This is a genomic window from Mesorhizobium sp. P2_B11 (genome assembly GCF_056404855.1).
The window spans coordinates 181,974-207,706 of sequence record NZ_JBFUDF010000003.1 but is presented as its reverse complement, the minus strand read 5'-3'; the positions used below and the strand labels follow the sequence as shown (position 1 = coordinate 207,706).

18 protein-coding genes are annotated in these 25,733 nt (G+C 64.7%); 10 read left to right on the top strand and 8 right to left on the bottom strand.

Going from position 1 to position 25,733, the window contains the following annotated elements:
• The first annotated feature begins 218 nt into the window (after window positions 1-218).
• The 9 genes from AC1DYJ_RS09560 to AC1DYJ_RS09520 all read left to right on the top strand — a co-directional run bounded on the left by AC1DYJ_RS09560 (window position 219) and on the right by AC1DYJ_RS09520 (window position 14,776).
• Window positions 219-5,705, top strand: coding sequence for an alpha-2-macroglobulin family protein (locus AC1DYJ_RS09560; RefSeq protein WP_477280388.1), 5,487 nt, complete (start codon window positions 219-221; stop codon window positions 5,703-5,705).
• Window positions 5,706-5,803: 98 nt separating this feature from the next.
• Window positions 5,804-7,894 (top strand): penicillin-binding protein 1C, encoded by a 2,091-nt coding sequence (pbpC, locus tag AC1DYJ_RS09555; RefSeq protein ID WP_477280387.1) that lies wholly within the window; start codon window positions 5,804-5,806, stop codon window positions 7,892-7,894.
• Between the two features lie 181 nt (window positions 7,895-8,075).
• Window positions 8,076-8,822: a M15 family metallopeptidase gene (locus AC1DYJ_RS09550; protein WP_477426050.1), complete on the top strand. Its 747-nt coding sequence runs from the start codon at window positions 8,076-8,078 to the stop codon at window positions 8,820-8,822.
• Window positions 8,823-9,054: 232 nt separating this feature from the next.
• On the top strand, window positions 9,055-10,083 hold the full coding sequence (locus tag AC1DYJ_RS09545) for a sulfate ABC transporter substrate-binding protein (RefSeq protein WP_477231602.1): 1,029 nt from the start codon (window positions 9,055-9,057) through the stop codon (window positions 10,081-10,083).
• Window positions 10,084-10,106: 23 nt separating this feature from the next.
• On the top strand, window positions 10,107-10,958 hold the full coding sequence (gene cysT / locus AC1DYJ_RS09540) for a sulfate ABC transporter permease subunit CysT (protein ID WP_477280385.1): 852 nt from the start codon (window positions 10,107-10,109) through the stop codon (window positions 10,956-10,958).
• Window positions 10,951-11,835 (top strand): sulfate ABC transporter permease subunit CysW, encoded by an 885-nt coding sequence (cysW, locus tag AC1DYJ_RS09535; protein WP_477280384.1) that lies wholly within the window; start codon window positions 10,951-10,953, stop codon window positions 11,833-11,835. Before cysT ends, cysW begins: the two co-directional genes overlap by 8 nt.
• Window positions 11,836-11,847: 12 nt before the next feature.
• Window positions 11,848-12,888, top strand: coding sequence for a sulfate/molybdate ABC transporter ATP-binding protein (locus tag AC1DYJ_RS09530; protein ID WP_477280383.1), 1,041 nt, complete (start codon window positions 11,848-11,850; stop codon window positions 12,886-12,888).
• Window positions 12,889-13,080: 192 nt separating this feature from the next.
• On the top strand, window positions 13,081-14,067 hold the full coding sequence (locus AC1DYJ_RS09525; RefSeq protein ID WP_477280382.1) for a sulfate ABC transporter substrate-binding protein: 987 nt from the start codon (window positions 13,081-13,083) through the stop codon (window positions 14,065-14,067).
• Between the two features lie 259 nt (window positions 14,068-14,326).
• The gene (locus tag AC1DYJ_RS09520; RefSeq protein ID WP_477280381.1) at window positions 14,327-14,776 is read left to right on the top strand and encodes an RrF2 family transcriptional regulator; all 450 of its coding nucleotides are present in this window, start codon (window positions 14,327-14,329) and stop codon (window positions 14,774-14,776) included.
• Window positions 14,777-14,791: 15 nt separating this feature from the next.
• On the opposite strand, the gene AC1DYJ_RS09515 is transcribed toward AC1DYJ_RS09520, so the two are convergent.
• Window positions 14,792-16,318, bottom strand: a complete 1,527-nt coding sequence (locus AC1DYJ_RS09515) for an acyl--CoA ligase (protein ID WP_477281705.1) — start codon at window positions 16,316-16,318, stop codon at window positions 14,792-14,794.
• 205 nt (window positions 16,319-16,523) lie between these two features.
• Here AC1DYJ_RS09515 and AC1DYJ_RS09510 point away from each other — a divergent pair, with 205 nt between their 5' ends.
• On the top strand, window positions 16,524-17,579 hold the full coding sequence (locus tag AC1DYJ_RS09510; RefSeq protein ID WP_477280380.1) for a hypothetical protein: 1,056 nt from the start codon (window positions 16,524-16,526) through the stop codon (window positions 17,577-17,579).
• Here AC1DYJ_RS09510 and AC1DYJ_RS09505 read toward each other — a convergent pair.
• From AC1DYJ_RS09505 to AC1DYJ_RS09475, 7 genes are all read right to left on the bottom strand, one after another.
• Window positions 17,574-18,128, bottom strand: coding sequence for a gluconokinase (locus AC1DYJ_RS09505; protein ID WP_477280379.1), 555 nt, complete (start codon window positions 18,126-18,128; stop codon window positions 17,574-17,576). The genes AC1DYJ_RS09510 and AC1DYJ_RS09505 overlap by 6 nt on opposite strands.
• 2 nt (window positions 18,129-18,130) lie before the next feature.
• Window positions 18,131-19,117: an ABC transporter permease gene (locus tag AC1DYJ_RS09500; protein WP_477280378.1), complete on the bottom strand. Its 987-nt coding sequence runs from the start codon at window positions 19,115-19,117 to the stop codon at window positions 18,131-18,133.
• The gene (locus AC1DYJ_RS09495; RefSeq protein WP_477280377.1) at window positions 19,114-20,094 is read right to left on the bottom strand and encodes an ABC transporter permease; all 981 of its coding nucleotides are present in this window, start codon (window positions 20,092-20,094) and stop codon (window positions 19,114-19,116) included. The genes AC1DYJ_RS09500 and AC1DYJ_RS09495 overlap by 4 nt, the downstream gene beginning before the upstream one ends.
• The gene (locus AC1DYJ_RS09490; RefSeq protein WP_477280376.1) at window positions 20,091-21,638 is read right to left on the bottom strand and encodes a sugar ABC transporter ATP-binding protein; all 1,548 of its coding nucleotides are present in this window, start codon (window positions 21,636-21,638) and stop codon (window positions 20,091-20,093) included. Before AC1DYJ_RS09490 ends, AC1DYJ_RS09495 begins: the two co-directional genes overlap by 4 nt.
• Before the next feature lie 82 nt (window positions 21,639-21,720).
• Complete coding sequence (locus AC1DYJ_RS09485) at window positions 21,721-22,845, bottom strand: sugar ABC transporter substrate-binding protein (RefSeq protein WP_477280375.1); 1,125 nt, start codon at window positions 22,843-22,845, stop codon at window positions 21,721-21,723.
• 308 nt (window positions 22,846-23,153) lie between these two features.
• Window positions 23,154-24,182 carry an HTH-type transcriptional regulator GntR gene (gene gntR / locus AC1DYJ_RS09480; protein ID WP_477280374.1) on the bottom strand — a complete coding sequence of 343 codons (1,029 nt, stop codon included), beginning with the start codon at window positions 24,180-24,182 and terminating at the stop codon, window positions 23,154-23,156.
• A 153-nt stretch (window positions 24,183-24,335) separates the two neighbouring features.
• On the bottom strand, window positions 24,336-25,508 hold the full coding sequence (locus AC1DYJ_RS09475; RefSeq protein ID WP_477281703.1) for an MFS transporter: 1,173 nt from the start codon (window positions 25,506-25,508) through the stop codon (window positions 24,336-24,338).
• Window positions 25,509-25,733 lie beyond the last annotated feature (225 nt).

Sequence of the window (25,733 nt, the reverse complement as noted above, 5' to 3'; positions counted from 1 at the left end):
TAAAGGGGCCACAATCCAATTGTCTGAAATAGGCAGGGCTTGGAATTCACACCTTTTGCGTTTTCGCAAGAAAGCGTGATCCCCTGTCCTGTTGAGCTACTACCGGTCATTGACCGGAAAGGAAACCGTTGGCAGGCGGCACCTGCCGCGTCCTCGTGTTGACAAGCCCGACTGAAGCTTGAACATGCCTTGGACGTAAGCAGTGTCTGGAGGGTGTTATGGCAATGCGCGCGGCGGCTCGTGGTCTGTCGATCCTGATTCTTCTCTTTTTCGCCTGGGGGACTGTCGCGCAAGCGGCCGAAGCACGCCGGGTGGTGACCTCAAACAATTCCGACTATTTCGGTTTCGATCTCAGATCGGACCAGAATGTCAGCCTCGATCAGTGCAAGACGACATGCCTCGGCGACCCCATGTGCCGCGCCTTCACCTACAACACCAAGGCCAAATGGTGCTTTCTCAAATCCGACTATAACCAGCTGAAAACATTCAACGGCGCGGTCGCGGGCAAGGTTGTCAATGTCGATGGCGACCCCGATATCGGCGCTCCGCCGGCACTCTCCTTCTTCCCCAACTGGATGGACGACCAGGCCCAGCAATACCGCAACAAGCTGACCGATCCGGCCTATGACAAGCCGGCGGACGGCTTGGAAGCGCTCCGCGCCGCGGCCGAACAGGCTGCGCTGACCGGCGACCATGGCCAGGCCATGAACAAATACGAGGCCGCGGTTTCGGTCCTGCCCGACGACGGCCAGCTCTGGCTCGGCCTGGCGCGCGAAACGTTGGCCATACAGCCGGCTAGCGGCAGCTCGGAATCCTACAATCTGCCGGTCAAAGGCACTTCCGCCGCCATCAATGCCTATAAACTGCTGCGCACCACCAAGACTCGCGCGGAAGTGCTGGCGCTGCTCGGCGCCGGCCTCGACCGCCGCGATCTCTACCGCCCGGCCCTGCAGGCCTATGAAGCCAGCCTTGCGCTGGTCAGTTCGCCGGCGGTCAAGGCCGAATATGAGGATCTCAAGGCCCGCAAGGGCTTCCGGGTCATCGATCACTCGGTCGACGCCGACACCAGCGCGCCGCGCATTTGCGCGCAGTTCTCGGAAGAATTGGTCAAGACCGGCGTCGACTATGCGCAGTTCGTCACCGTCGACAACCAGCCGCCCAAGGGCGTCGAGGCCAAGGACAAGCAGATCTGCGTCGAAGGCCTGGAACACGGCCAGCATTACGAAGTGACCTTCCGCGCCGGTCTGCCGGCGGCCATCGGCGAAGTCACCGCCGCCCCAGTCGTGCTGTCGATCTATGTTCAGGACCGCGCGCCGTCCGCCCGCTTCACCGGCGACAGCTTCGTGCTGCCGGCCGGCGCGCGCCGCGGCATTCCGGTCGTCACCGTCAACATGAACGCCGCGCAGATGAAGCTTTATCGCATCGGCGATCGTTCGCTGGCGCAGCTTCTGTCCGGCTACCAGTTCCTGAAGCAGCTCGACGGCTACGACATCTCAAGCATTTCCGACCAGATGGGCGAGCCGGTCTGGAAGGGCCAGCTCGACATCGCCAACGACCTCAACAAGGACGTCACGACCTCGTTCCCGGTCGACGAGGCCTTGCCGCAGCGCAAGCCGGGCGTCTACGTGCTGACTGCGCAACCGGTCAACGACAATGGCGAGGACAGCTACAATTCGCTTGCCACGCAGTGGTTCGTCGTCTCCGACATCGGCCTGTCGACCTATACCGGCCAGGACGGGCTGAATGTCTTCGCCCGCTCGCTCGGCACCGCCAAGCCGATCGCCGGCGCCGAATTGACGCTGCTGGCCCGAAACAATGAAATCCTCGGCACCGCAACCAGCGATGCCGAAGGCCACGCCGTCTTCAACCCCGGCCTGACCCGCGGCGACGGCGGCATGGTGCCGGCCGTGCTGATGGCCAAGCAGGGCGACAACGACTTCGTCTTCCTCGACATGGGCCGCGCCGGCTTCGATCTGTCCGATCGCGGCGTCTCCGGACGTGCCGCACCTGGCGCGCTCGATGTCTATGCCTGGACCGAACGCGGCATCTACCGCGCCGGCGAGGATGTGCATGTCGCAGCCCTCGCCCGCGACGGCGCCTCCAAGGCGGTTGAAAACCTGCCCCTGACCTTCATCTTCACCCGTCCCGACGGCGTCGAAAACCGCCGCATTGTCGCCGACGGCGTCTCGGCCGGCGGCTATGCCGTCGACCTGCCGCTTGAGGCCAACGCCATGCGCGGCACCTGGACGGTGTCGATCTATACCGATCCCAAGCAGGCCGCCGTTTCCAGCCAGATGTTCCTGGTCGAAGACTTCGTGCCGGATCGCATCGAATTCGACATGAAGTCCGACAAGCAGGAGATCGCACAGGGCGAAACCGCCAACATCGACATTGACGGCCGCTTCCTCTATGGCGCGCCGGCTGCCGGCCTGGCACTCGAAGGCGAACTGACACTGTCGACGGCGCGCGACTGGGACCGTTTCGCCGGCTATTCGTTCGGCCTCGCCGACGAACAGTCGGCCGAGCCTTCGGTCACCCCGTTCACCGGTCTTCCCGTGGTCGGCGATGACGGCAAGGCGACCTTCCCGGTCACGGTCGATCAGTTGCCGGCGACGACCAAGCTGGTCGACGCCAAAGTGACCGTGCGCATGCGCGAAACCGGCGGCCGTGCCATCGAGCGCTCGCTCAACATCGGCATCCGCCCGCAAGGCCACATGATCGGCATTCGTCCCGACTTCGCCGACAATGAGGTGCCGCAGGGCGGCACCGCCAAGTTCAGCCTGATCGCGGTCGACCCCGACGGCAAGCGCGAAACGCTGAAAGGCGCGCAGTGGTCGCTGGTCAAGGTCGAACGCAATTACCAGTGGTACCGCTCCAACAACTCCTGGAACTACGAGCCGGTGACCTTCACCAAGTCGATCGCCAACGGCACCGTCGACCTCAATGCCGATGCCGAGGCGACCGTGACGATGCCGGTCGACTGGGGCCAATACCGGCTCGAGATCGAGACCGCCGACCCCGAGGGTCCGGCGACCAGCTATGAGTTCGACGCCGGCTGGTATGTCTCCTCGACCTCCACCGAAACGCCCGATGGGCTCGAGATCGCTCTCGACAAGGACAGCTATGCCGCCGGCGAAGTGGCCAAGCTGAAGGTATCGCCGCATTTTGCCGGCGAACTGCTGGTCACCATCGGCGCCGACAAGCTGCTCAAGACCGTCACGGCAACCGTGCCGGCCGGCGGCAGCACGGTCGACATTCCGGTCGGCGACGACTGGGGCGCCGGCGCCTACATCACCGCAACCCTGTTCCGGCCGGGCGATGCGCAGGAGACGCGCATGCCGGCCCGCGCCATCGGCGTGAAATGGCTGACGGTCGATCCGGGCTCGAAGAAGCTTGCCGTCACCTTGACGCCGCCGGACAAGACGATGCCGCGCCAGCAGCTGTCGATCCCCGTTTCGGTGGCCGGCGTGGCGCCTGGCAGCAATGCCTATGTCACGGTCGCGGCCGTCGATGTCGGCATTTTGAACCTCACCAACTACAAGGTGCCGAATCCCGAGGACTGGTATTTCGGCCAGCGCATGCTGGGGCTTGAAGTCCGCGATATCTATGGCCGCCTCATCGACGGCTCGCTCGGCACCACCGGCAAGCTCAGGACCGGCGGTGACGGCTCCGCCATGCAGACGCAAGGCAGCCCGCCGACCGAAAAGCTGGTCGCCTTCTTCTCCGGCCCGGTCCAGCTCGACGCCGACGGCAAGGCAAGGATCGACTTCGACATCCCGCAGTTCAACGGCACCGTGCGCGTCATGGCCGTCGCCTGGACCAAGGATGCCGTCGGCCATGCCTCGACTGACGTCATTGTCCGCGATCCGGTGGTGATCACCGCCGGCCTGCCGCGCTTCCTGGCGCCCGGCGATGCCGCCGTCATGCGGCTCGACGTTGCCGACACGGACGGCCCGGAGGGCGACTATGCCTTGTCGATCGCAACGACAGGCGACCTCTCGACCGGCGACAAGCCGTTGCCCGAAAAGCTGACGCTGGCCAAAGGCAAGCGCCAGACGCTGACTGTGCCGCTGATTGCACAGACGGCGGGCAATGCCTCGATCACCATCAAGCTTGCCCATGGCGACGGCACCGCCGTCGAACAGACGCTGTACGTGCCGGTGCGTCCGGCGCAGTTGCCGGTCACCACCCGGCTGGTCGTCGACCTCAAGGGCAATGGCGGTTCGTTGCGCGTAGACAGGGAGCTGCTGGCGGCAAGCCTGCTCGACGGCGCCTCGGTCAGCGTCGGCGTTTCGCAGGCCGCCGCCTTCGACGTGCCGTCGCTGCTGATGACGCTCGACCGCTACCCCTATGGTTGCGCCGAGCAGACCACCAGCCGCGCCATGCCCCTGCTCTACGTCAACGATCTGGCGTCCTCCATCGGCATGGCAAGCGATCCCGATCTGCACGACCGCATCCAGGCCGCCATCTACAAGGTGCTGAGCTACCAGGCTTCGGCCGGCAGCTTCGGCCTGTGGGGTCCGGGCTCCGGCGATCTGTGGCTCGACTCCTATGTCACCGACTTCCTGACCCGGGCGCGCGAGCAGAACTACGACGTGCCGGCCCTGGCGATGAGCCAGGCGCTGAGCAATTTGCAGAACTCGGTCGGCTACGACCAGGACGTTCAGGACCGCGGCAGCGAGATCGCTTACGCGCTCTACGTCCTGGCCCGCAACAAGAAGGCCTCGGTCGGCGATCTGCGCTACTACGCCGACACCAAGCTCGAAGCCTTCTCGAGCCCGATGGCCGTCGCCCAGCTGGCGGCGAGCCTGGCGCTCTACGGCGACGCGCAGCGTTCGGAAGCGACCTTCCAGACGGCGCTGCAGCTGGCCAAGGCGACCACCGAGTACGACTACTACCGGTCCGACTATGGCTCGCGGCTGCGTGACGGCGCTGCGATCCTGGCGCTCGCCGCCGAATCGAAGCCAGTGCCGACCATCGTGCCGGAACTGATCCGGCTGGTGGCAAGGGAACGCGCCGATGCCCGCTGGACCAGCACGCAGGACGAGTCCTGGATGCTTCTGGCGGCCCGTGCGCTGAAGTCGGGCAACGACTCGATCAAGCTGTCGGTCAACGGCGCGCCGCATGCCGGTGGGTATTCCACCCAGCTCAGCGGCACCGACATCGCCGACAGCCCGCTGACCATCGCCAACACCGGCTCGACGCCGCTGCAGGCGGTTGTCACCACGGTCGCCTCGCCGGTCGAGCCTCTGCCGGCCGGCGGTGACGGCTTCACCATCGACCGCACTTACTACAAGCTCGATGGCACCGAAGCCAACGTCACCGAGGCGACGCAGAACGAACGCTACGTGGTCGTGCTCAAGATCTACGAGCAGAACCGCTGGCCGTCGCGCCTGCTGATCACCGATTTGTTGCCGGCCGGCTTCGAGATCGACAATCCGGGCCTGGTCTCCAGCGCCCAGCTGTCGAACTTCACCTGGCTGGCGCAGACCGACGCTGCCCATCTCGAATTCCGCGACGACCGTTTCGTCGCGGCATTCAACCCCAATGACGGCGACGGCGACCGCAACATCATGCTGGCCTACGTCGTGCGTGCGGTGACGCCGGGCACCTATGCTCATCCGGCAGCCACGGTGGAGGACATGTACCGGCCGCAATATTCGGCCCGCACCGCCACCGGCATGATGGAGATCAAGGCGCCGTAAGGCGCCTTGGCGAAGATGAACATGCCGACGGCCGCGACAATCTCCTTCTCCCCGTTCCACGGGGAGAAGGTGCCGGCTGGCGGATGAGGGGCAGCACCATGCTCTCCAGAAAACTTCTCCGTCGAACAGGCATCGCCGCAGCTTCCCTTGCGGGCTTTGCGGCCATCGCTGCTGCTTCTCTCTGGCAGCTCGACCGCGCCTACCCGCCGCCGCTGCCGGAAAAACTCACCGTCTCGACCGAAGTCCAGGACCGCGACGGCCAGCTGTTGCGCGCCTTCGCCACGCCGGACGGCTACTGGCGGCTCGACACACACCTCGACCAGGTCGACAAGCAGTTCGTCGACATGCTGGTCACCTATGAGGACAAGCGCTTCTGGGACCATGACGGCGTCGACGTGCTGGCGCTGGCGCGCGCCGCCGGTCAGCTTGTCACCAATGGCCACATCGTCTCCGGCGGCTCTACTTTGTCGATGCAGCTTGCCCGGCTGATCGAGCCGCGCGAAAGCCGCAGCCTCGGCTCCAAGCTCAAACAGATGCTGCGCGCCATCCAGATCGAGCGGCGGCTGTCCAAGCAGGAGATCCTCGAACGCTACCTGACCTTGGCCCCCTATGGCGGCAATCTCGAAGGCGTGCGCGCCGCTTCGCTCGCCTATTTCGGCAAGGAGCCGAAGCGGTTGACCGTTTCGGAAGCCGCTTTGCTGGTCGCACTGCCGCAATTGCCGGAAAAGCGCCGCCCCGACCGCAATCTCGGCATCGCGCATGCCGCCCGCGACCGCGTGCTGACCCGCATGGTTTCCTCCGGCCTGCTCGGCGAACGCGAGGCCGCGCGCGCCGCGCTTGACGATGTCTCGGGCCTGCGCCGCAAACTGCCGGCGCTGGCGCCGCACGCCGCCTACGCCATGCTGCCCAAGGCCGTGCCCGGCAAGCCGCTGCAACTGACGATCCGCAAAAGCGTCCAGCAAGGGTTGGAGCAAGTCGCGCGCGACGCTGCCATCAAGCTCGGCCCTCGCCTCTCCGTCGCCATGGTGCTGGCCGACGCCCGCACCGGCGACATTCTGGGCGAAGTCGGCTCGGCCGATTTCTTCGATGCCAGCCGCTCCGGCTGGATCGACATGACCAAAATCGTGCGCTCGCCCGGCTCGACACTGAAACCGTTCATCTATGGCCTCGCCTTCGAGCAAGGGCTGGTGGCACAGGAAATGCTGATCGAGGACAGTCCGGTCGATTTCGGCGGCTACCGGCCGAAGAATTTCGACATGGGCTACCAGGGTGATGTCTCGATCCGCCAGGCGCTGCAGCTGTCGCTCAACGTGCCGGCGATCCGGGTGCTCGATTCGGTCGGCCCGGCACGGCTGATGGCGCGCTTCCGCCAGGCCGGCGTCAGCCCGGTGCTGCCGGTCAACGAGGCGCCGGGCCTCGCCATCGGCCTCGGCGGCGTCGGCGTGACGCTGCGCGATCTCGTCCAGCTCTATACCGGGCTCGCCAATGGCGGCAAGGCGAACACGCTGCATGACGGCACCGAGCCGGCCAACGCCGAACGCACCACCGCCACCATTCTCGACGCCCAGGCGAACTGGCAGATCACCGACATATTGTCGGGCGTAAAGCCGCCCGAGGGCGCACTTCAGCGCGGCATCGCCTACAAGACCGGCACGTCCTATGGCTACCGCGATGCCTGGTCGGTCGGCTTCGACGGCCGCTACGTGCTGGGTGTCTGGGTCGGCCGCGCCGATGCGGGTGCGGTGCCTGGCCTCTCCGGCTATGTCTCGGCCGCGCCCATTCTGTTCGAAGGTTTCGTCCGCTCAGGCCTCGCCGCGGTGCCGTTGCCCGGCCAGCCGGCCGGCGTCGTCAAGGCCAAGCGCGAAGACCTGCCGGTGACCCTGGCCCGTTTCGGCGCCGGCGCCGATGGCCTCGTGCAGGCAGGCCCGACCGAACCGGCGCCCACCATCGTCTTCCCGCCCAACGGCGCCCGCGTCGATCTCGCCACCAACTCCGCCGAGGCCTCGCCGCTGGTGCTGAAACTGCAAGGCGGCCGCGCGCCGTTCCGCTGGCTGGCCAACGGCAAGCCGCTCGTCGGGATCGATCGCCGCCGCACCGCAACCTGGCTGCCCGACGGCGCCGGCTATTCGACGCTGACCGTCATTGATGCCGTGGGACGCGCCGCCAGCGTGAAGGTGTTCGTTGAATAGAAGGGGCCAAGCGATTCAGGGGATTCGGTTTTTCCGCCTAATACCCGTCGCGAGGCACCCCCCTCTGGCCTGCCGGCCATCTCCCCCTCAAGGGGGGAGATCAGATGTCTCCACGGCTTTCGCCAACGACAAACAGTGGCGCACGACGCCGACGCTGCCAATCTCCCCCCTTGAGGGGGAGATGCCCGGCAGGGCAGAGGGGGGTGCCTCGCGCCATACCTTCCGCACCTTTGCCGCCATTCTCGCCACGTTATTGACGACCCTCCCCGCCTCCGCCGATCCCCTGCCCACCGGCTTTGTCCGCCTGGCCGATGTCGATCGCTCTATCCGCCAGGACATTCGCTATGCCGGCCTGGAAAACTTCCTGCATCGCAAGGCCGACGGCTACGACGCGCCGGTCTGCATCCTCACAAGACAGGCGGCGCAAGCGCTGTCCGGCGTGCAAAAGGCACTCGCCGCCGACGGCCTGACGCTGGTCGTCTTCGACTGCTACCGGCCGGCCCGCGCCGTCGCCGACATGGGCAAATGGACCAGAGAAGGTGGCCCGCCCGACCCGCAATGGTATCCCCTGGTCAAGCGCGGCGATCTTATCGCCAAGGGCTTTATCGGCGAACTGTCCACCCATTCGCGCGGCTCGACCGTCGATGTCGCCATCGCCCGCAGCGACGGCAAAAACAGGTCATCCGCCGCCTGCGGCGCGGCCGGCGCCGGCACGCTCGATTTCGGCACCAGCTTCGACTGTTTCGACCCGGCGAGCGAAACCGCCCACAGCCCATTGGCAACAGGGGCGGCGGAAAACCGCAAAAGACTGCTCGATGCCATGCGCGCCGGCGGCTTCAAGAATTATGCGCGCGAGTGGTGGCACTACACGCTGGCAAACGAGCCGTTTCCAAAGCAGCGCTTCGACTTCCCCGTCACCGCGAATTGAAACCACCCAGGTGCTACGACGAATCTCCGCCGCGGTGGCTTGCCTCAGCGCGGCCCGCTTCTAAATAGCGCCGGACCGGCCTGGAGTCGGCTTAGGCTAATATGAGGAAAACGTTTCCTCCCAGCGCGCAATATCGGCGAAAAATTGCTTCGAAGGGCCAAAAAAGGCAACGTTGAATGCATCTAATTTCTATCAATTCGATAGAGTTCAGCCGTCATCAACGGAGGCGGAAATGACCAAACCTCATTTCAGGAAACTGCTCGGCGCACTGGTCGCCACATCGATCCAGTTCGGCACGCTCGGTTTCGCGTTTGCCGATACCACCATTCTCAACGTGTCCTACGATCCGACACGCGAACTCTACAAGGCCTATGACGAGGCCTTCGCCGCGCACTGGAAGGCCGAGACCGGCGAGACCGTCACCATCCAGCAATCGCATGGCGGCTCCGGCGCTCAGGCCCGCGCCGTGATCGACGGCCTCGATGCCGATGTGGTCACGCTGGCGCTCGAAGGCGACATCAACGCCATCGTCACCAAGTCGAAGAAGATCAATCCGGACTGGCGCAAGAAGTTCGAGAACAATTCGGCGCCGTACACCTCGACCATCATCTTCCTGGTCCGCAAGGGCAACCCGAAAGGCATCCATGACTGGAGCGATCTGGTCAAGGACGGCGTCCAGGTGATCACGCCCAACCCCAAAACGTCGGGCGGTGCGCGCTGGAACTACCTCGCCGCCTGGGCCTACGCCAATGCCAATGATGGCGGCGACGAAGCCAAAAACAAGGAATTCGTCGGCAAGCTCTACGCCAATGCTCCGGTGCTCGACACCGGCGCGCGCGGCTCGACCGTCACCTTCGCGCAAAAAGGCATCGGCGACGTGCTGATCGGCTGGGAAAACGATGCCTATCTGGCGCTCAATGAATTCGGCGCCGACAATTTCGAGATCGTCTACCCGCCGACCTCGATCCTGGCCGAGCCGCCGGTGGCGATCGTCGACGCCAATGTCGACGCCAAGGGGACCCGCAAAGTGGCCGAAGCCTATCTCGGCTGGCTCTATTCCAAGGAAGCCCAGACGATCATCGCCAAGAACCACTATCGTCCGGCCAAGCCTGAGCTGGTGGATCCTGCGGATATTCCGAAAACCCCTGAAATCAAGCTGATCTCCATCGACGATCCGCTTTTCGGCGGCTGGAAGAAGGCACAGCCTTATCATTTCGGCGACGGTGGTATATTCGACCAGATCTACAAGCCGGCCCAGTGAGCTAAAATCTAGATCAGGACGACATGACCATAGCACCCGCCAAGGCGGGGTGGCGGTTCAGACAGCCGAGTGTCATTCCGGGTTTCGGATTGACGCTCGGCTTCTCGCTTGCCTACCTCACGCTCATCATCCTCATCCCTTTGTCGGGCCTTGTGTGGCGCTCGGCAGCCCTCGGTTGGACCGACTTCTGGGCGATCGCCACCGATCGCCGTACCCTCAACGCGCTCGAAATCAGCTTTGGCGCCGCCTTCATCGCGGCTGTCGTCAATGTCGTCTTCGGCACGCTCGTCGCCTGGGTGCTGGTGCGCTACCGCTTTCCCGGCCGCCGCGTCGTCGACGCCATGGTCGACCTGCCCTTCGCGCTGCCGACCGCGGTGGCCGGCATTGCGCTGACCACGCTCTATGCGCCCAATGGCTGGATCGGCCATCTCTTGGCGCCGCTCGGCATCAAGGTCGCCTATACCCCGCTCGGCATCGTGGTGGCATTGGTCTTCATCGGCCTGCCCTTTGTCGTGCGCACGGTGCAGCCGATCATGGAGGAGATCGACAAGGAAGTGGAGGAGGCCGCCGCCACGCTTGGCGCCAACCGCTTCCAGATCATTACGCGCATCCTGTTTCCAGGCCTGGCGCCGGCCATTGTCACCGGCTTCTCGCTCGCCTTCGCGCGCGGCGTCGGCGAATACGGCTCGGTCATCTTCATCGCCGGCAACCTGCCCTACAAATCGGAGATCGCGCCGCTTCTGATCGTCATCCGGCTGGAGGAGTACAATTATCCGGCGGCGACCGCGATCGCGGCGATCATGCTGTTGCTGTCGTTCCTGATGCTGCTGGTCATCAACCTGGCGCAGTCATGGAGTCGCAAACGCTATGGCTGATCCCGAGATCAAATCCTACGAACCGCACCACGAGAGCCAGTCGGCGGCGGTGACCGAAAGCCTGCCGGTGCGGTTGCTTTTGATGGCGGTGGCCTTCGCCTTCCTCGTCGTCTTCCTGCTCCTGCCGCTGATCATCGTCTTTCACGAGGCGCTGGCCAAGGGCGTCGGCGCCTACACGGAGGCGCTCTCCAACCCCGATACGCGTTCGGCGATCAGGCTGACGTTGCTGGTGGCGGCGATCGCCGTGCCGCTCAACGTCGTCTTCGGCATTTCGGCTGCCTGGGCGATCGCCAAGTTCGAATTCAAGGGCAAGGCGTTCCTGACCACGCTGATCGACCTGCCCTTCTCGGTCTCGCCGGTCATATCAGGCCTGGTCTATGTGCTTTTGTTCGGCGCGCAGGGCCTGCTGGGCGGCTGGCTGAAGGAGCACGGCATCCAGATCCTATTTGCCGTGCCCGGCATCGTGCTCGCCACCGTCTTCGTCACCTTCCCCTTCGTTGCCCGCGAACTGATCCCGCTGATGCAGGAACAGGGCAATGGCGATGAGGAGGCAGCACTTTCGCTCGGCGCCAATGGCTGGCAGACCTTCTGGTATGTGACGCTGCCCAACGTCAAATGGGGATTGCTCTACGGCGTGCTTCTGTGCAACGCCCGCTCGATGGGCGAATTCGGCGCGGTCTCGGTCGTGTCCGGCCACATACGCGGGCTGACCAACACCATGCCGCTGCATGTCGAAATCCTCTACAACGAGTACAACGCCGTTGGCGCTTTCGCCGTCGCTTCGCTGCTTGCCGGCCTGGCTTTGGTGACGCTGGTCTTGAAAACACTTCTCGAGATGCGCTACGGCGCCGAGATCGCCGCGACGCGCGGGCATTAGAGGGTTCTGTAAATGGAAGTTCGCGTTGCCAACGTGCGCAAGGAGTTTGACCGGTTTCCGGCCCTCCATGACGTATCGCTTGACATCAAGTCGGGGGAGTTGATCGCGCTGCTGGGGCCATCCGGCTCCGGCAAGACGACGCTGCTCAGGCTGATCGCCGGCCTGGAACGCCCCACGCGCGGAAAAATCTTCTTCGGCGACGACGACGCCTCGCAGAAGTCGATCCAGGAACGCAATGTCGGTTTCGTCTTCCAGCACTATGCGCTGTTCCGGCACATGACGGTTGCTGACAATATCGGCTTTGGCCTGAAGGTCCGGCATGGGCCGTCGCGGCCGCCGGCGGCGGAAATCCGCCGCCGCGCCTCCGAACTGCTCGACCTCGTCCAGCTTTCCGGCCTTGAAAAGCGCTACCCCGCGCAGCTTTCCGGCGGCCAGCGCCAGCGTGTGGCGCTCGCCCGCGCCATGGCGATCGAGCCCAAGGTGCTCTTGCTCGACGAGCCATTCGGCGCGCTCGATGCGCAGGTGCGGCGCGAATTGCGCCGCTGGCTGCGCGAGATCCATGACCGTACCGGCCACACCACCGTGTTCGTCACCCACGACCAGGAAGAAGCGCTGGAACTTGCCGACCGTGTCGTGGTGATGAGCCAGGGCCGCATCGAGCAGGTCGGCTCGGCCGACGAGATCTACGACACGCCCAACTCGCCCTTCGTCTACTCCTTCATCGGTGAATCGAGCACGCTGCCGGTCAAGGTCGAGGACGGCCAGGTCTGGATCGCCGACCGGCCGATCGGGCTATCGGCGCCCCATGCGCCAAGTGGCGATGCCGTGCTCTACTTCCGCCCGCACGATGTCGAACTGCTCGACGGCTGCAGCGGCTGCATCGCCGGCACGGTCGCCGCCAGCCGCCGTGTCGCCGGCACCAGGCGCGTCGAACTGGAAATCGGCGGCGAACGCCAGCGCGTCGAGATCGAACTGCCCGTCGACCATCCGGCGGCGCAGAAGAGCCGGGTTGCCTTCAGGCCGCGGCGCTGGAAACTTTTCCCGGCGGCATAGACATCATCCGCCGACCGGCCGAAGCGACTCCGTTTGGAAGGAAATCCTACCAACCGGCTGTTTCAGCAACGCTTTTTCTCATCACCGCTCAATGGACCCGGACTGCGTGTCTGGCGGCGCTGGACATCGTCCTATTATGTTGGCGCACTATATCGAAGCATTCGAACCTGTATTCTCAAGGAGCCCCTTTTCATGAAGCGATTTTTGCTCAGCGTCGCCACCGCAGCCAGCCTGGTGCTCGCCTCCTCGCAAGCCTGGTCGGCCGACAAATTGCTCAACGCTTCCTATGATGTCGGCCGCGAATTGTTCGTCCAGGTGAACAAGGCTTTCATCGCCGGCCATCCCGGCGTCACCGTCGACCAGTCGCATGCCGGCACGTCTGCCCAGGCGCGCGCGATTGCCGAAGGCCTTGGCGCCGATGTCGTCACCTTCAACCAGGTCACCGACATCGATTTCCTGGTCAAGAAAGGCCTCGTCTCCGCCGACTGGCAGAAGGATTTTCCCGACAACGCCTCGCCCTTCTATTCGCTGCCTTCGTTTCTCGTCCGCGCGGGCAACCCCAAGCACATCAAGGACTGGAACGACCTCGTGCGCGACGACGTCCAGGTGATCTTCCCCAACCCGAAGACATCGGGCAATGCGCGCTACACCTATCTGGCGGCGACCGCCTACGCCAAGGAAGCCTTCAAAGGTGACGACGCTAAGGTGAAGGAGTTCGTCACCAAGCTGTTCAACAACGTGCCGATCTTCGACACCGGCGGCCGCGCCGCCACCACCACCTTCGTGCAGCGCGAGATCGGCGACGTGCTGATCACCTTCGAGTCGGAAACACGCGGCATCCGCAAGGAGTATGGCAACGACAAATTCGAACAGGTCACCCCCACGGTCAGCCTGCTTGCCGAATTCCCGGTGGCGATCGTCGACAAGGTTGCCGACGAGCATGGCACACGCGACCTCGCCAAATCCTATCTCGATTTCCTCTACACGCCGGAAGGCCAGACCATCGCCGCCGAAAATGGCCTGCGCGCCCGCAACGCCGAAATCGCGGCCAAATACAAGGCCGACTTCCCCGATGTCCGCTTGCTGACGGTGGAAGACGTCTTCGGCGGCTGGGACAAGGTGCAGAAGGAGCATTTCGCCGCCGGCGGCCTGCTCGACCAGACCTATGGCAGCCGCTGATCGGCAGCATCCGCCCTGAAAACGGAACAGGAAAGCCGGCTCTTTGCCGGCTTTTCGTTTAGCGCCCTAGAGATTGCTACCTGGCAGAATCCGGCGGCATCTGTGAAAAACGTTACAAAGAATCAACGCCTTTGTGCCTAACCTCTCAACCGGGCGGCTTGTTCTACGCGAAACCGGGTTGTTCAGGCGAAACGTCATGATTTGCACACAAACAACCGCCAGATGCGGGTGGTTGGGGTTTTCATGAACTGAATCGGGCATGCTTACCAAAAAAGGCAAATACGGCCTCAAGGCCCTCGTGCATCTTTCCGGCCTGCCGGTCGGCCAGCTTGCGTTCGTCAACGACATCGCGGTCGCCAACAACATCCCGAAGAAATTCCTGGATGCCATTCTGGGCGAGCTGCGCAATGCCGGTTTCGTCATCAGCCGCAAGGGCAAGGAAGGCGGCTACCGCCTCGCCCGGCCAGCTTCCGAGATCAAGATCGGCCATGTCGTGCGCGTCCTTGACGGACCGCTGGCGCCGATCCCGTGCGCCAGCCGCACCCAATACCAGCGCTGCGAGGATTGCGACGAGGCGACCTGCCAGGTCCGGCACATGATGCTGGAGGTGCGCCAGGCTATCGCCGAGGTGCTGGACAACAGAAGCCTCGCCGCCATGCGCGATGCCGACAATGACGACTTTCCGGTCGAGCTAACGTCGCAGATCTAACTCCCCAGGGCTTCCTCAGACTAGGCCGAGCCTGCCGGCAAGCCCGACGCGTTGGATCTTGCCGGTCGGCCCCTTGGGTATCTCCTGCAGAAACAGGATGTGGCGCGGCACCTTGAACTCGACGATGCGGCTGCGTGCAAAATCGCGAATCTCATCGGCATCGGCGACGGCGCCCTCGGCCAGCACGATGGCCGCCCCCACCTCTTCGCCAAGCATGGCGTGCGGCACGGCGAAGGTCACCGCTTGCGCCACCAGCGGATGATCGAGCAGCACATTGTCGACCTCGAGCGGCGAGATCTTCTCACCACCGCGGTTGATGATCTCCTTCAGCCGGCCGGTGATCTTGAGGTCCCCATCGCCGTCGATCAATCCCTGGTCGCCAGTGCGGAACCAGCCATCGGTGAAAGCCGTGGCATTGGCCGCCGGATTGTTCAGATAGCCGTCATGGATGTTGGCGCCGCGCACCGCGATCTCGCCCTTTTCGCCGGCCGGCAGGATCGTCCCTTTGTCGTCCAGGATCGTCACTTCCGGGCCGGCAGGCAAGCCGACCGAGCCCGGCTTGCGGCGCGCCGGCGGCAGCCCGTTGGACGTCATCTGATGCGCTGCCTCGGTCATGCCATAGGCCTCGACCACCGGACAGCCGAAGACGCGCTCGAGGTCGCGGAACACGGCATCGGGAAGTGCGGCCGAAGACGAGCGGATGAAGCGCAGCCGCGCCGCCGCGATCGTCTCGCCATTGCGCGCGGCGCGCGCCAGGATCGCCTGGTGCATGGTCGGCACCGCGCTGTACCAGCTCGGCCGGAAGTCGCCCAGCCAGCCGTAGAATTTCAGCGCGTTGAAGCCCGGCGTGCAGACCACAGCGCCGCCGACTGCCAGCTGCGCGCTGAGCGCCGCCATCAGCCCGTGAATATGGAACAGCGGCATCACATTGAGACAAATGTCGTTTCCCGACAGCGCCAGCGTGCGGGCGATGTTGGCCATCGATGCCTTGAGATTGCGTTGCCGCAAGCCGACGATCTTCGGCCGCGCCGTGGTTCCCGATGTGTGCAGGACCAGCACGAAATCGTCGGGTCCGTTGAGCTGCGCGTCGCCGGCAGCCGCCAGTTCGGCCTCGCCCGACAGGACAAATTCGCCAGCCTTGGCGCCCTCGGCCACGACGACATCGAGCACCGCAATGCCGAGCCCCTCTGCGGCGTTGCGGGCGGCTTCACCCATGCCTTGTCCGCACAGCAGAAGCTTCACGTCGAGATCGCCGAGATAGAAGCGGAACTCGTCTTCGCCGTAAGCCGGATTGAGCGGCGCCGCCGTCGCCAGCGCCGAGACCGCCAGGAAACAGCTCGCCATTTCCGGGCCGTTGGGCAGGACGATGCCGACGGCCGTGCCGCGGCGAACACCACGCCTGGCGAGATCGCCGCAGAGTTGGTCGACAAGGTTGGCGAGGCCGGCAAAGCTGAGCGGAGCCCGATCCGGCGCCATCAGCGCCACCGCGGCCGGCTGCCAGGGCGCCAGTTGCGGAAGTGCTACCGATAGGGCCTGTTGCAAGTTCGAACCTTGAATGGCGCTCACCGTGGCCTGCCGGCGCCGATTGCGCGCCCGTGGCAGACGCAGTAAAGCGATTTTCGGACGCGCGCAAGAACAGGTGGACACCGATCGGATGAGGCTGCCGTGGTTGGGAAAATCCCGGAAAGCCGACCGGACACCAGCGTCCGCCGTCATTTACCATACTGAAATCATCGCCGATCTCCTGGTGCCTGAACGCGCCGAGCATGTGCGTTTCTTCAGCCGCAAGGTGATCCGCCCCGGCAAGTTACGCACCTTCAACAACAGGGATTTCCGCGAGCTGCTGCTGGCCGCCTTCTATCTCGGCGTTGCGGCATTGCTGCCGATCCGTTGGTGGGCCGCGATCTGCAGCCGCGTATCGGGGCTGCGCCTCAAACGCCATATCCGCAAGGATTTCGTGCGCTACGCCGCCGCGACGCGCGCCGTGCTCGGCAACGGCATCGACGCGCAAAGGCAGTTCAGGGCCTTGCTCTACGCCAACCATCGCCGGCGTTTGCTGCTTGCCGCGCATCTCGTCGGCCGCCGCTGGTCGCCCGATATCCAGCTCAAGGGCCTAGAAGGGCTGCAAACGGCGCTGGCGCGCGGCCATGGTGCCATCATCTGGTGCGATCAGTTCACGGCTCAGACCATCATCGGCAAACGCGCTCTCTATGAGGCCGGTATCGAGGCGCATCAGCTCAGCGTCAGCGCTCACGGCATCTCCGACTCGACCTTCGGCCTGCGCTTCCTGAACCCGCCAATGGTCCGGGTCGAGAATCGTTTCCTGAAAAGCCGGATCGTGTTCGATCGCGGCGATGCCTACCAGGTCACCGGCCGTATCCAGAAGATCCTTGGCAGCAACGGCGTCGTGCTGGTGACCAACACCGTGCATGCCGGTTCGACATTCACCGAAGTCGGCATCGGCGAAAGCGGTTGGACCCACCTCGCCTCGGCGCCGACGAATTTCGCAGCCAGAGGCAAGGCGGCGCTGTTTTCCATGTCGACCTTCGAGACCGATCCGTTCCGCCAATACCGCGCCATCCTGAGCCCCGAACTGGTGCCGGCCCCGGCGGGAACCGGTGAGCCCACCACCAGAGCCGGCGGCGCCAAGAACATGGCGTTGCAGGCCGAGTACATCCTGCTCAAGCGCGACCGCGTGCTGGAGGCACTGAAACTCTATCCCGAGCAAATGATGGTCTGGTCCGGCGCCGACCGGTTCACCGAACGGCCGGAAAGCGCCTTGCCCGATGAGGGTGGTTCATGATTTTGCGCCGGCCAGCAGGCTGGCAACGGCGGTGACGATGTCGGCCACCGGAAGCTTGGCGTCGACCGTCAGCGCCTGCTCGTCGGCGCCAGGTGGCTCAAGGATGGCGAACTGGCTTTCGACCAGGCTTGCCGGCATGAAATGCCCTTTGCGGGCGGCGACGCGCCGCTTGGCGGTGGCGCGATCGATCTCCAGATAGACAAACACGATATCTCGGCGGAAACCGCGCAGGCGATCGCGGTAGCTGCGCTTCAGCGCCGAGCAGGCGGCGACCACGCTTTGGCCGCTGCCGGCCAGGTCCGCGATCCGCTCACCAATGGCATCGAGCCAGCCTTCGCGAAGCTGATCGGTGAGCGGCTTGCCGCTCGCCATGCGCGCGACGTTTTCGGGCGGGTGCAGCCTGTCGCCTTCGACAAAGACAGCCCCTTGCTCTGCCGCCAGCGCCTTGCCGACGGCCGACTTGCCGCAGCCGGCGACGCCCATCACCACGATGGCCCGAGGCACTGGGCCGTGAGCGCCCGCTGGCGCCTGTGCCGTCTTTTCGTCCACGGTCAGCGGCTTGCCGGCGCGCGGCCGTAGAGCAGGAGCATGGCGACGATGACGACGCCATAGATGATCTGCCGGCCGGCCTCGGGCATCTGCATGACCGACAGGATGGACTGCAGCAGCGTGATCAGGATGACGCCGGCGACGGTGCCGAGATAGGAGCCGCGCCCGCCGAGGATCGAGGTGCCGCCAAGCACCACGGCGGCGATCGACGGCAGGAGATAGGCGTCACCCATCGATTGCGCCGCCTTGGACGCATAGCCGGCGAGAAGCACGCCGCCGAAGGCGGACAGCCCACCTGAGATAGCGAAGGCGATCATCACCACGCGCCTTGTGTCGATGCCGGAGAGATATGCGGCACGCTCGCGGTTGCCGATACCGTAGACGGCGCGGCCGAAACCGGTGCGGGTCAGCACGAACACCATCGCGGCGCCGATCAGCGCCCAGATGATGACAGCGTTAGGCACGCCCGGAATGGTAAAACCTGTCGCGAGATAACGCATGGCGCCAGTGGCCGAATCCTGTGGCGAGAAGCCACCTGTATAGACGACCATGAGCCCTTGCGCGACGGCGTTGGTAGCGAGTGTGATGATCATCGATGGGATGCGCAGATAGGCGACACCGATGCCGTTGACGATGCCGATCAGCACCCCGCAAAAGATGCCGAACGGAATGGCCAGCGCCACGCCGATCGGACCATAGGCCGCGGCTGCGGCCGCCATCATGGCGCCGACCGCCACCGACCACGGCACCGACAGATCGATCTGGCCGAGCAGGATGACCAGCATCATGCCGGTGGCGATGACACCGAGGAACGATGCCACCTTGAGCTGCTGCAGCAGATATTCCGGCGACAGGAAGCTTCTGGAATAGAGGCTGCCGAGAAACAGCAAGAGCACGATGCAGGCAAAGGCCGTCAGCACCGCCGGATCGGCGCGGCGAATGAATTTGGGCATACGGTTGGCGATGCCGTTCATCGTCGTCTCGCTCACAGGAACCACTCCAGCCGGTTGCGGACCCGAAACAGGGCGAAGGCGCCGAGGCTGACTGCGATCAGCAGGATAACGCCCTGGAACAGCGGCTGCCAAAGCGGGTCGAAATCGAAGACGAACAAAAGGTCGCCGATGGTGCGGAAGGCCAGCGCGCCGAAGATCGCGCCGATGGCGCTGCCTTTGCCGCCGAACAGCGAAACGCCGCCCAGCACGACGGCAGCGATCGAGAACAGCGTGTAGGCGTTGCCGCTGGCATAGGCCGCGTCGCCCGTATAGGTGAAGAAGGTCAGGAACAGGCCGCCGATCGCCGCCAGCAGCCCGGCAAGCGCGTAAGCCGCGAACTTGCCGCGCCGGATCGGCACACCTGACATGTAGGCCGCCGTCTCGGAGGAGCCGGCGGCGTAGGCGGCACGGCCAAGCACCGAACGGCTGAACGGCACCCAGACCAGGAGCACGACGGCAAACAGCGCGACCAGGCTCGCCGGCACGATGCCGAAGAGGCGCCCGGTAAGCGCATCGGCCAGATCCTCATTGACCGAGCCGCCCGGGAACGGCCGAAGCAGCAGTGCGATGCCGAAATAGACGGCACCCGTGGCGATGGTCGCCACGATCGGCTGCAGTCGGCCGTAAATGACGATGGCGCCGTTGATCGCCCCGCACAAGAGCCCGGTGCCGAGCACGGCGATGACGCCGAAGGCGGTCTCGAGGCCGGTGCCGATGACCAGCCAGGATGCCAGGCAATTGGTCAGCGTGAAGATCATGCCGACGGAAAGGTCGATGCCGGCGGTGATCACCACCAGCGTCTGCGCCATGGCGACGAAGGCGAGCAGCACGCCCTTGTTGGAGGCCGTCTGCACGACATTGGCGGTAAACCCTGCCGGATGGTTCGCGGTGTAGATCGCGAACATGAGGATGAAGATGGCGAACGCCAGCAGCGTTCCGCGTTGTTCGGCAAGCCAGTAGCGCCAATCCTTCACGCGTCCGCTCCGTGCCTTGGGGTGGCGTCGCCGCCATGGATGTTGAGCGCGCTGGCGATCAGCGCCCGTTCGGTGAGTTCGGCGCCGACCAGCTCTCGCTTGACCGCGCCGTCATAGAGCACCAGCACCCGGTCGCAGCAGCCGATCAGCTCGTCATAGTCGGTCGAATAGAACAGGATCGCGGCACCCGCGTCCGCAAGCTTGCGCATCAGTTGATACAGCTCCTGCTTGGTGCCGACATCGATGCCGCGCGTCGGGTCGTTGAGCAGGATGATGCGCGGCTGGCGCATCAGCCATTTGGCGATGACGACCTTCTGCTGGTTGCCGCCCGACAGCGCGCCGACCTGAATGTCGAGACCGGCCGTCTTGATCGCCAGCAGACCCACCATGTCGTCGATCAGCCGCTGCTCGGCGGCGCGGTCGATGATGCCGGCTTTGGACAGCCGGTCGAGCGCCGCGAAGGAGAGGTTTTCGCGCACCGTCATTGGCAGCATCAACCCTTCCGTCTTGCGATCCTCGGGGATCAGCGCCATGCCGATCCGGTCGTCGCGCGCCGCCGCCGGGCTGGCGATCGCCACCGGCTTGCCATCGATCAGTATCTCTCCGGTGAGACCGCGCAGCACGCCGAAGAAGGCAAGCAGCAACTCGCGCTGGCCCTGGCCGTCGAGGCCGCCGAGGCCCACCACCTCGCCGGCCGCGACGGTCAGCGAGACATTGTCCAGCCGGTCTGTCCACGACAGGTTGCGCGCCTCGAGCACCGGGGCGGCAGCAGCCGGCAGGCGCACCGACTTGGGCGGAAAAATATGGCTGTATTCTCGCCCGATCATCAGCTCGACGACCTCATTGTCGCTCTTGGAGCCGGCGGCATAGCTGGCGACGTTGCGGCCGTTGCGAAACACCGTGCACTGGTCGGCAAGCTCCGCGATCTCGTTCATCCGGTGCGAGATGTAGAGCAGCGCCAGCCCTTCCCCGCGCAGCCGCTTCAGCACCGCGAAGATCTTGGAGACATCGGCGGCAGCCAGCGCTGACGTCGCCTCGTCGAGGATCAGGATGCGCGGCTTCCTGGCCAATGCCTTGGCGATCTCGACCATCTGCCTTCGCGACAGGGGAAGATCCTTGACCAGCGCCAGCGGATGGATGTCGGCCGCACCTGCGCGTGCAAGAGCTTCTTCGGCGATGCGGCGCTGCGCCTTGCGGTCGATCATGCCGAACCGTGTCGGCGGATCGGAAATGACGATGTTGTCGGCGACGCTGAGTTCGGGGACCAGCGACAGTTCCTGGAAGATGCAGACGATGCCGGCCTGGTTCGCCGCCGCCGGCGAGGCAAAGGTGACCTCGCGCCCGTCCAGGGTCATCGACCCCTCATCGGGCGCCACCACGCCGGCCATGACCTTGATCAGCGTCGATTTGCCGGCGCCGTTTTCGCCGAGGATGGCGTGGATGCTGCCTGATGTGACCGAAAGTTCGGCCTTCTCCAGCGCACGCACGCCGCCATAGCGCTTGGAAATGCCTTCCATGCGAAAGAGTGGAGCCGCACCGTCCATCAGCCCTCCGGGGCAGTTTTATGGGATTGAGATGGCAAGTGGTTCGGCGCCGCGAAGCATCCCGCGGCGCCGAATGTGCAGCCTATTGGTCCGCCTTGGTCTGGCCCATGATTTCCTGCGCGGTGAAATTGATGCCGCAGGTCGGGAAGGAGTTGCCGACGAAGAAATTGTCGGATTCCTTGGCGAAGTAGTCCTGGCCTTCCTTGAAGTTCGGATCCTCGACGATCGCCAGCGGCAGCTTCACCGATTGCGGCACGACATTGCCCTCGAGTGCCGAGATCGCCGTCTTGATGGCAACCGCCACCTGCGCGGGGCCGGTGCCGGCGGACGAGCATTTCAGGCCGTCCGCGGCGTGCGCCGCGCAGAATTTGCGGAAGCCGTTCTCCGTCTCGCCGCCGAACGGCACCCAGGGATGCTTGGCGTCGATCATCGCCTGCACGATGCCGGTGTCGCCGCCCTGGCCGGTGATGCCGACGAACGGGCCGTTGGTGGCGATCGCGTCAGCCGTGACTTTCTGCGCTGTCGGATCATCCCACTTGCCGGCGACTTCGGTGACGTCCCATTTCTTGCCCGAGGCGTCGAAGACCTCGTGGATGCCGTTGTGGCGGTCGGTATCGACCGACGTGCCGGCAACGCCGCGCACTTCAAGGATCTTGCCGCCATCCGGTATATGGTCGACCAGCCATTTGCCCCACAGCGCGCCCAGACCCTTCTGGTCGACATTGACGTTGATGGCGTCCTTGGTGTCGAGGATGTTGTCGAAGGCGACGAGGATGACGCCAGCTTCCTTGGCGCGCTTGATGACCGGCCCGAAGGCGGTCGGGTTCTGCGCATTGACGACGATGGCGTCGTAGCCGGAATCGATGAAGTTGTTGATCGCCGAAATCTGCGCCGGGACATCTTCACCGGTCGATACGACTTTGAATTCCTTCAACTTTGCCGCGACGTCCTTCTGCGCGGCGTAGGCCTTGGCCGTCTGGATCATCTGGATGCGCCAGGTGTTGGCGATATAGCCGTTGGCGAGCGCGATGCGGTATGGGCCTTCCTTCTTGGGGAACTTGAAGAACTGCGTATCGGCCGCCCACGGCGCGAAGCAGTCGGGCTCGGCCGCTGGTCCCTTGACGACTTCAGGGCCGGCCATCGCCGACGAACTCAACATGACGAATGCAGTGGCGGCAACGATGCCGCCAACGAATGACTTGATCATCGATATTCCTCCCGTTTGCAGTGCTGCTTGATGCTGTTTGTCGTGGTGATTTTCCACGCCTGGCGAAGGCCCTCCAGCCTTGCCGGCGGCACGTCTCAAGGGCCCGAAGCCGGCCCGATCCCCTCCCCCTCGCCGCTTCATGGGCGAGACACTCAACCTAGCATATTATACATAATAAACAAGCATGAGCTGTTGCTTATGTATAATAAACAGGCGCAGCTCCTCAATCACAACGCCTGTCAGTCAAAAATGGTAGCGCTACCATGACGTTGTGTAAAGCACCATTTGCTGAGGTCGCCAAAGCGTGTTCAGCGTGCCGTGCTCTCGCGGGGTTTGAGCTCGAAACCGAGATCGACGACCCGCTGCTCAGGCCTTTGCCCGGCGATCGCCGCCAGCGCCATGGCAACGGCCCGACGGCCGATTTCATAGCGAGGCGTGCGGATGCTGGTGAGTGGCGGGAACGCCGCCTGCATCATCTCGAGGTCGTTGAAGCCGACAATGCCGATGGTCTTCGGCACGTCGAGTGCCGCACTATGGCATTCGAACAGAACGCCGAGCGCGATATCGTCATTGTTGCAGAAGACGCCGTCGAGTGCCGGCACCTTGGCCAGTGCATCGCGAAGCAGCTCGCGGCCGAGCGTCACGCTGGACAACAGCGGCGTGGTGGTGATCAGCCGCGGGTCGAACAGGCCGGCCTTCTCCATTGCCGCGCGATAGCCGGCCAGGCGCCGCTGCGAGCGCGGATCCATGCGTGCACCGATGAAGCCGATCCGTCGGTAGCCCGCCTTGATCAGGTGCTCGGTCGCTGTCCTGCCGCCGTCGAAATGCGAGAAGCCGACCAGCATGTCGACCGGGTCGGGTCCGGTCTCCATCACCTGCACCACCGGGCAGCCCGCGCTCTCCAGCAGTTTTCGCGAGGTCGGCGTCTGGTCGATGCCGGCTACGATCAGCGCTGCCGGGCGCTGCGGTGCAAAGACCTGCAGCAGGCGCTCCTCCTCGAGGCCGGAATAATGGGTGTTGCCGAGCTGGACACGGAACGGGCCGTCCGACAGGCTGTCATAGATGCCGCGCACCACTTCGGCGAAGACGTTGTTGGTGAGCGACGGCACCAGCACGCCGAACACATCGGCACGCGCCGAGGCCAGCGCCCGCGCATTGGGGTCCGGCACATAGCCGAGCTCGTCGACGGCGGCCTGGATCTGGCGGCGCAAATCCTGGCTGACACGGTCGGGTTCGCGCAGCGCCCGCGACACGGTGATGGCGCCGACACCGGCCTTGCGCGCGACATCGGCAATGGTCGGGCGGCCGCCACCACGGCGCGAGCGCGGCTTGGTCACAGCCCTGCCCTTTGCGTCGCGCGCAGTTGCGGCATCGTCGTCTCTATTGGCATCCCTGTCCGGCTTCCCTCACTACGCCATGCCAGCTTGGCGTCGCGCAGCACCTGGCGATTGTCAAGCCGACGGCGGGTTGCAGCCTCGCCGGCTGAAGCCTCAGGCCGTAACCATGGCCGGACGCCCGGCCCGCCACATCAGTAGAAGGATCGCCGCCACGTTGACCAGGTTCCACGCGATGCCATTGAGGAACGCGGCCGCGTAGGAACCGGTCAGGTCGTAGATCCAGCCTGACATCCAGCCGCCGATCGCCATGCCGAAAATGGTCGCCATCATGACGATGCCGATGCGCTGGCCGGCCTCCTTGGCCGGCAGGTATTCGCGCACGATGATGGCGTAGCAAGGCACGATGCCGCCTTGCGACAGGCCGAACACCAGCGACACGACATAGAGCGAGGCGAGCCCGTCGAACGGGATGTAGAACAGCAGCGACAGGCATTGCAGCACGGAACCGATCAACAGCGTCTTCACGCCACCGATGCGGTCGGCGATAAAGCCGGAGGCGAGCCGGCTGACGACGCCCGCCGCCATCATGATCGACAGCATGTCGGCACCGTGCGCGATGCCGTAGCCAAGGTCCATGCAATAGGCGACGATGTGCACCTGCGGCATCGACATTGCCACGCAGCAGCCGAGACCGGCGACGACCAGCAGCATTTGCAATGCCCCCGGCGAGATTGAAATCGGCTGCACAGGCCGGCTTCCCGGCGAGCCGGCCGCTGCCGCGTCCGGAGCCCGGCGCCGCAGCAACAGCACCAACGGTATCATGGTGACCAGACAGAAGATGCCGATGGCGGCATAGGTGAAGCGCCAGCCTTCCGCCTTGATCAGCGTCGGCATGATGGTTGGCCACAGCGCTCCGGCGAGATAATTGCCCGCAGCCGCCGCCGTGACGGCAACGCCGCGCCGACGGTTGAACCAGTGCGAGATATCGGCGATCAGCGGCCCGAAGATCACCGATGAGCCAAGCCCGATCAGCACCCCCTGGGCAAGGGTGAATTGCAGGATCGACGTCGACGCGGCCGCGAGCAGCAGGCCGGCGGCGAGCGCGACCGAGGAGATCAGCGCCGGGATCCAATAGCCCATGCGGTCGATGGCGCGGCCGACCAGCACATTGCCGGCAGCAAAGCCCACCATGGTTGCGGTGTAGGGCATCGATGCCGCCGCGCGGTCAACGCCGAACTCGGCCTGCACCGCCGGCAGCACCACCACGACAGCCCACATGCCGACGGCGCCGATCGTCGCCAGCAGCATCGAGATGGCAAGACGCATCCAGGCATAGGAGCTGTCGATGCCAGGGTTGCTCGCCCGATTGGCGACGATGGGGGTCAAGGTGTTTCCTGTCCGCGGTTTCCGGGAAGTCGACCAGCGCCACTATCGGCGCATTCGCGGCGACGGGCAGCGCCACAGCGCCCCGATCCGTGGCTCCAGCGATTGGTTCTGCCAAACTCGCACCAACTGGACCTAGTGACAGGTCCTCTTTCCCTCCAGTTTGCC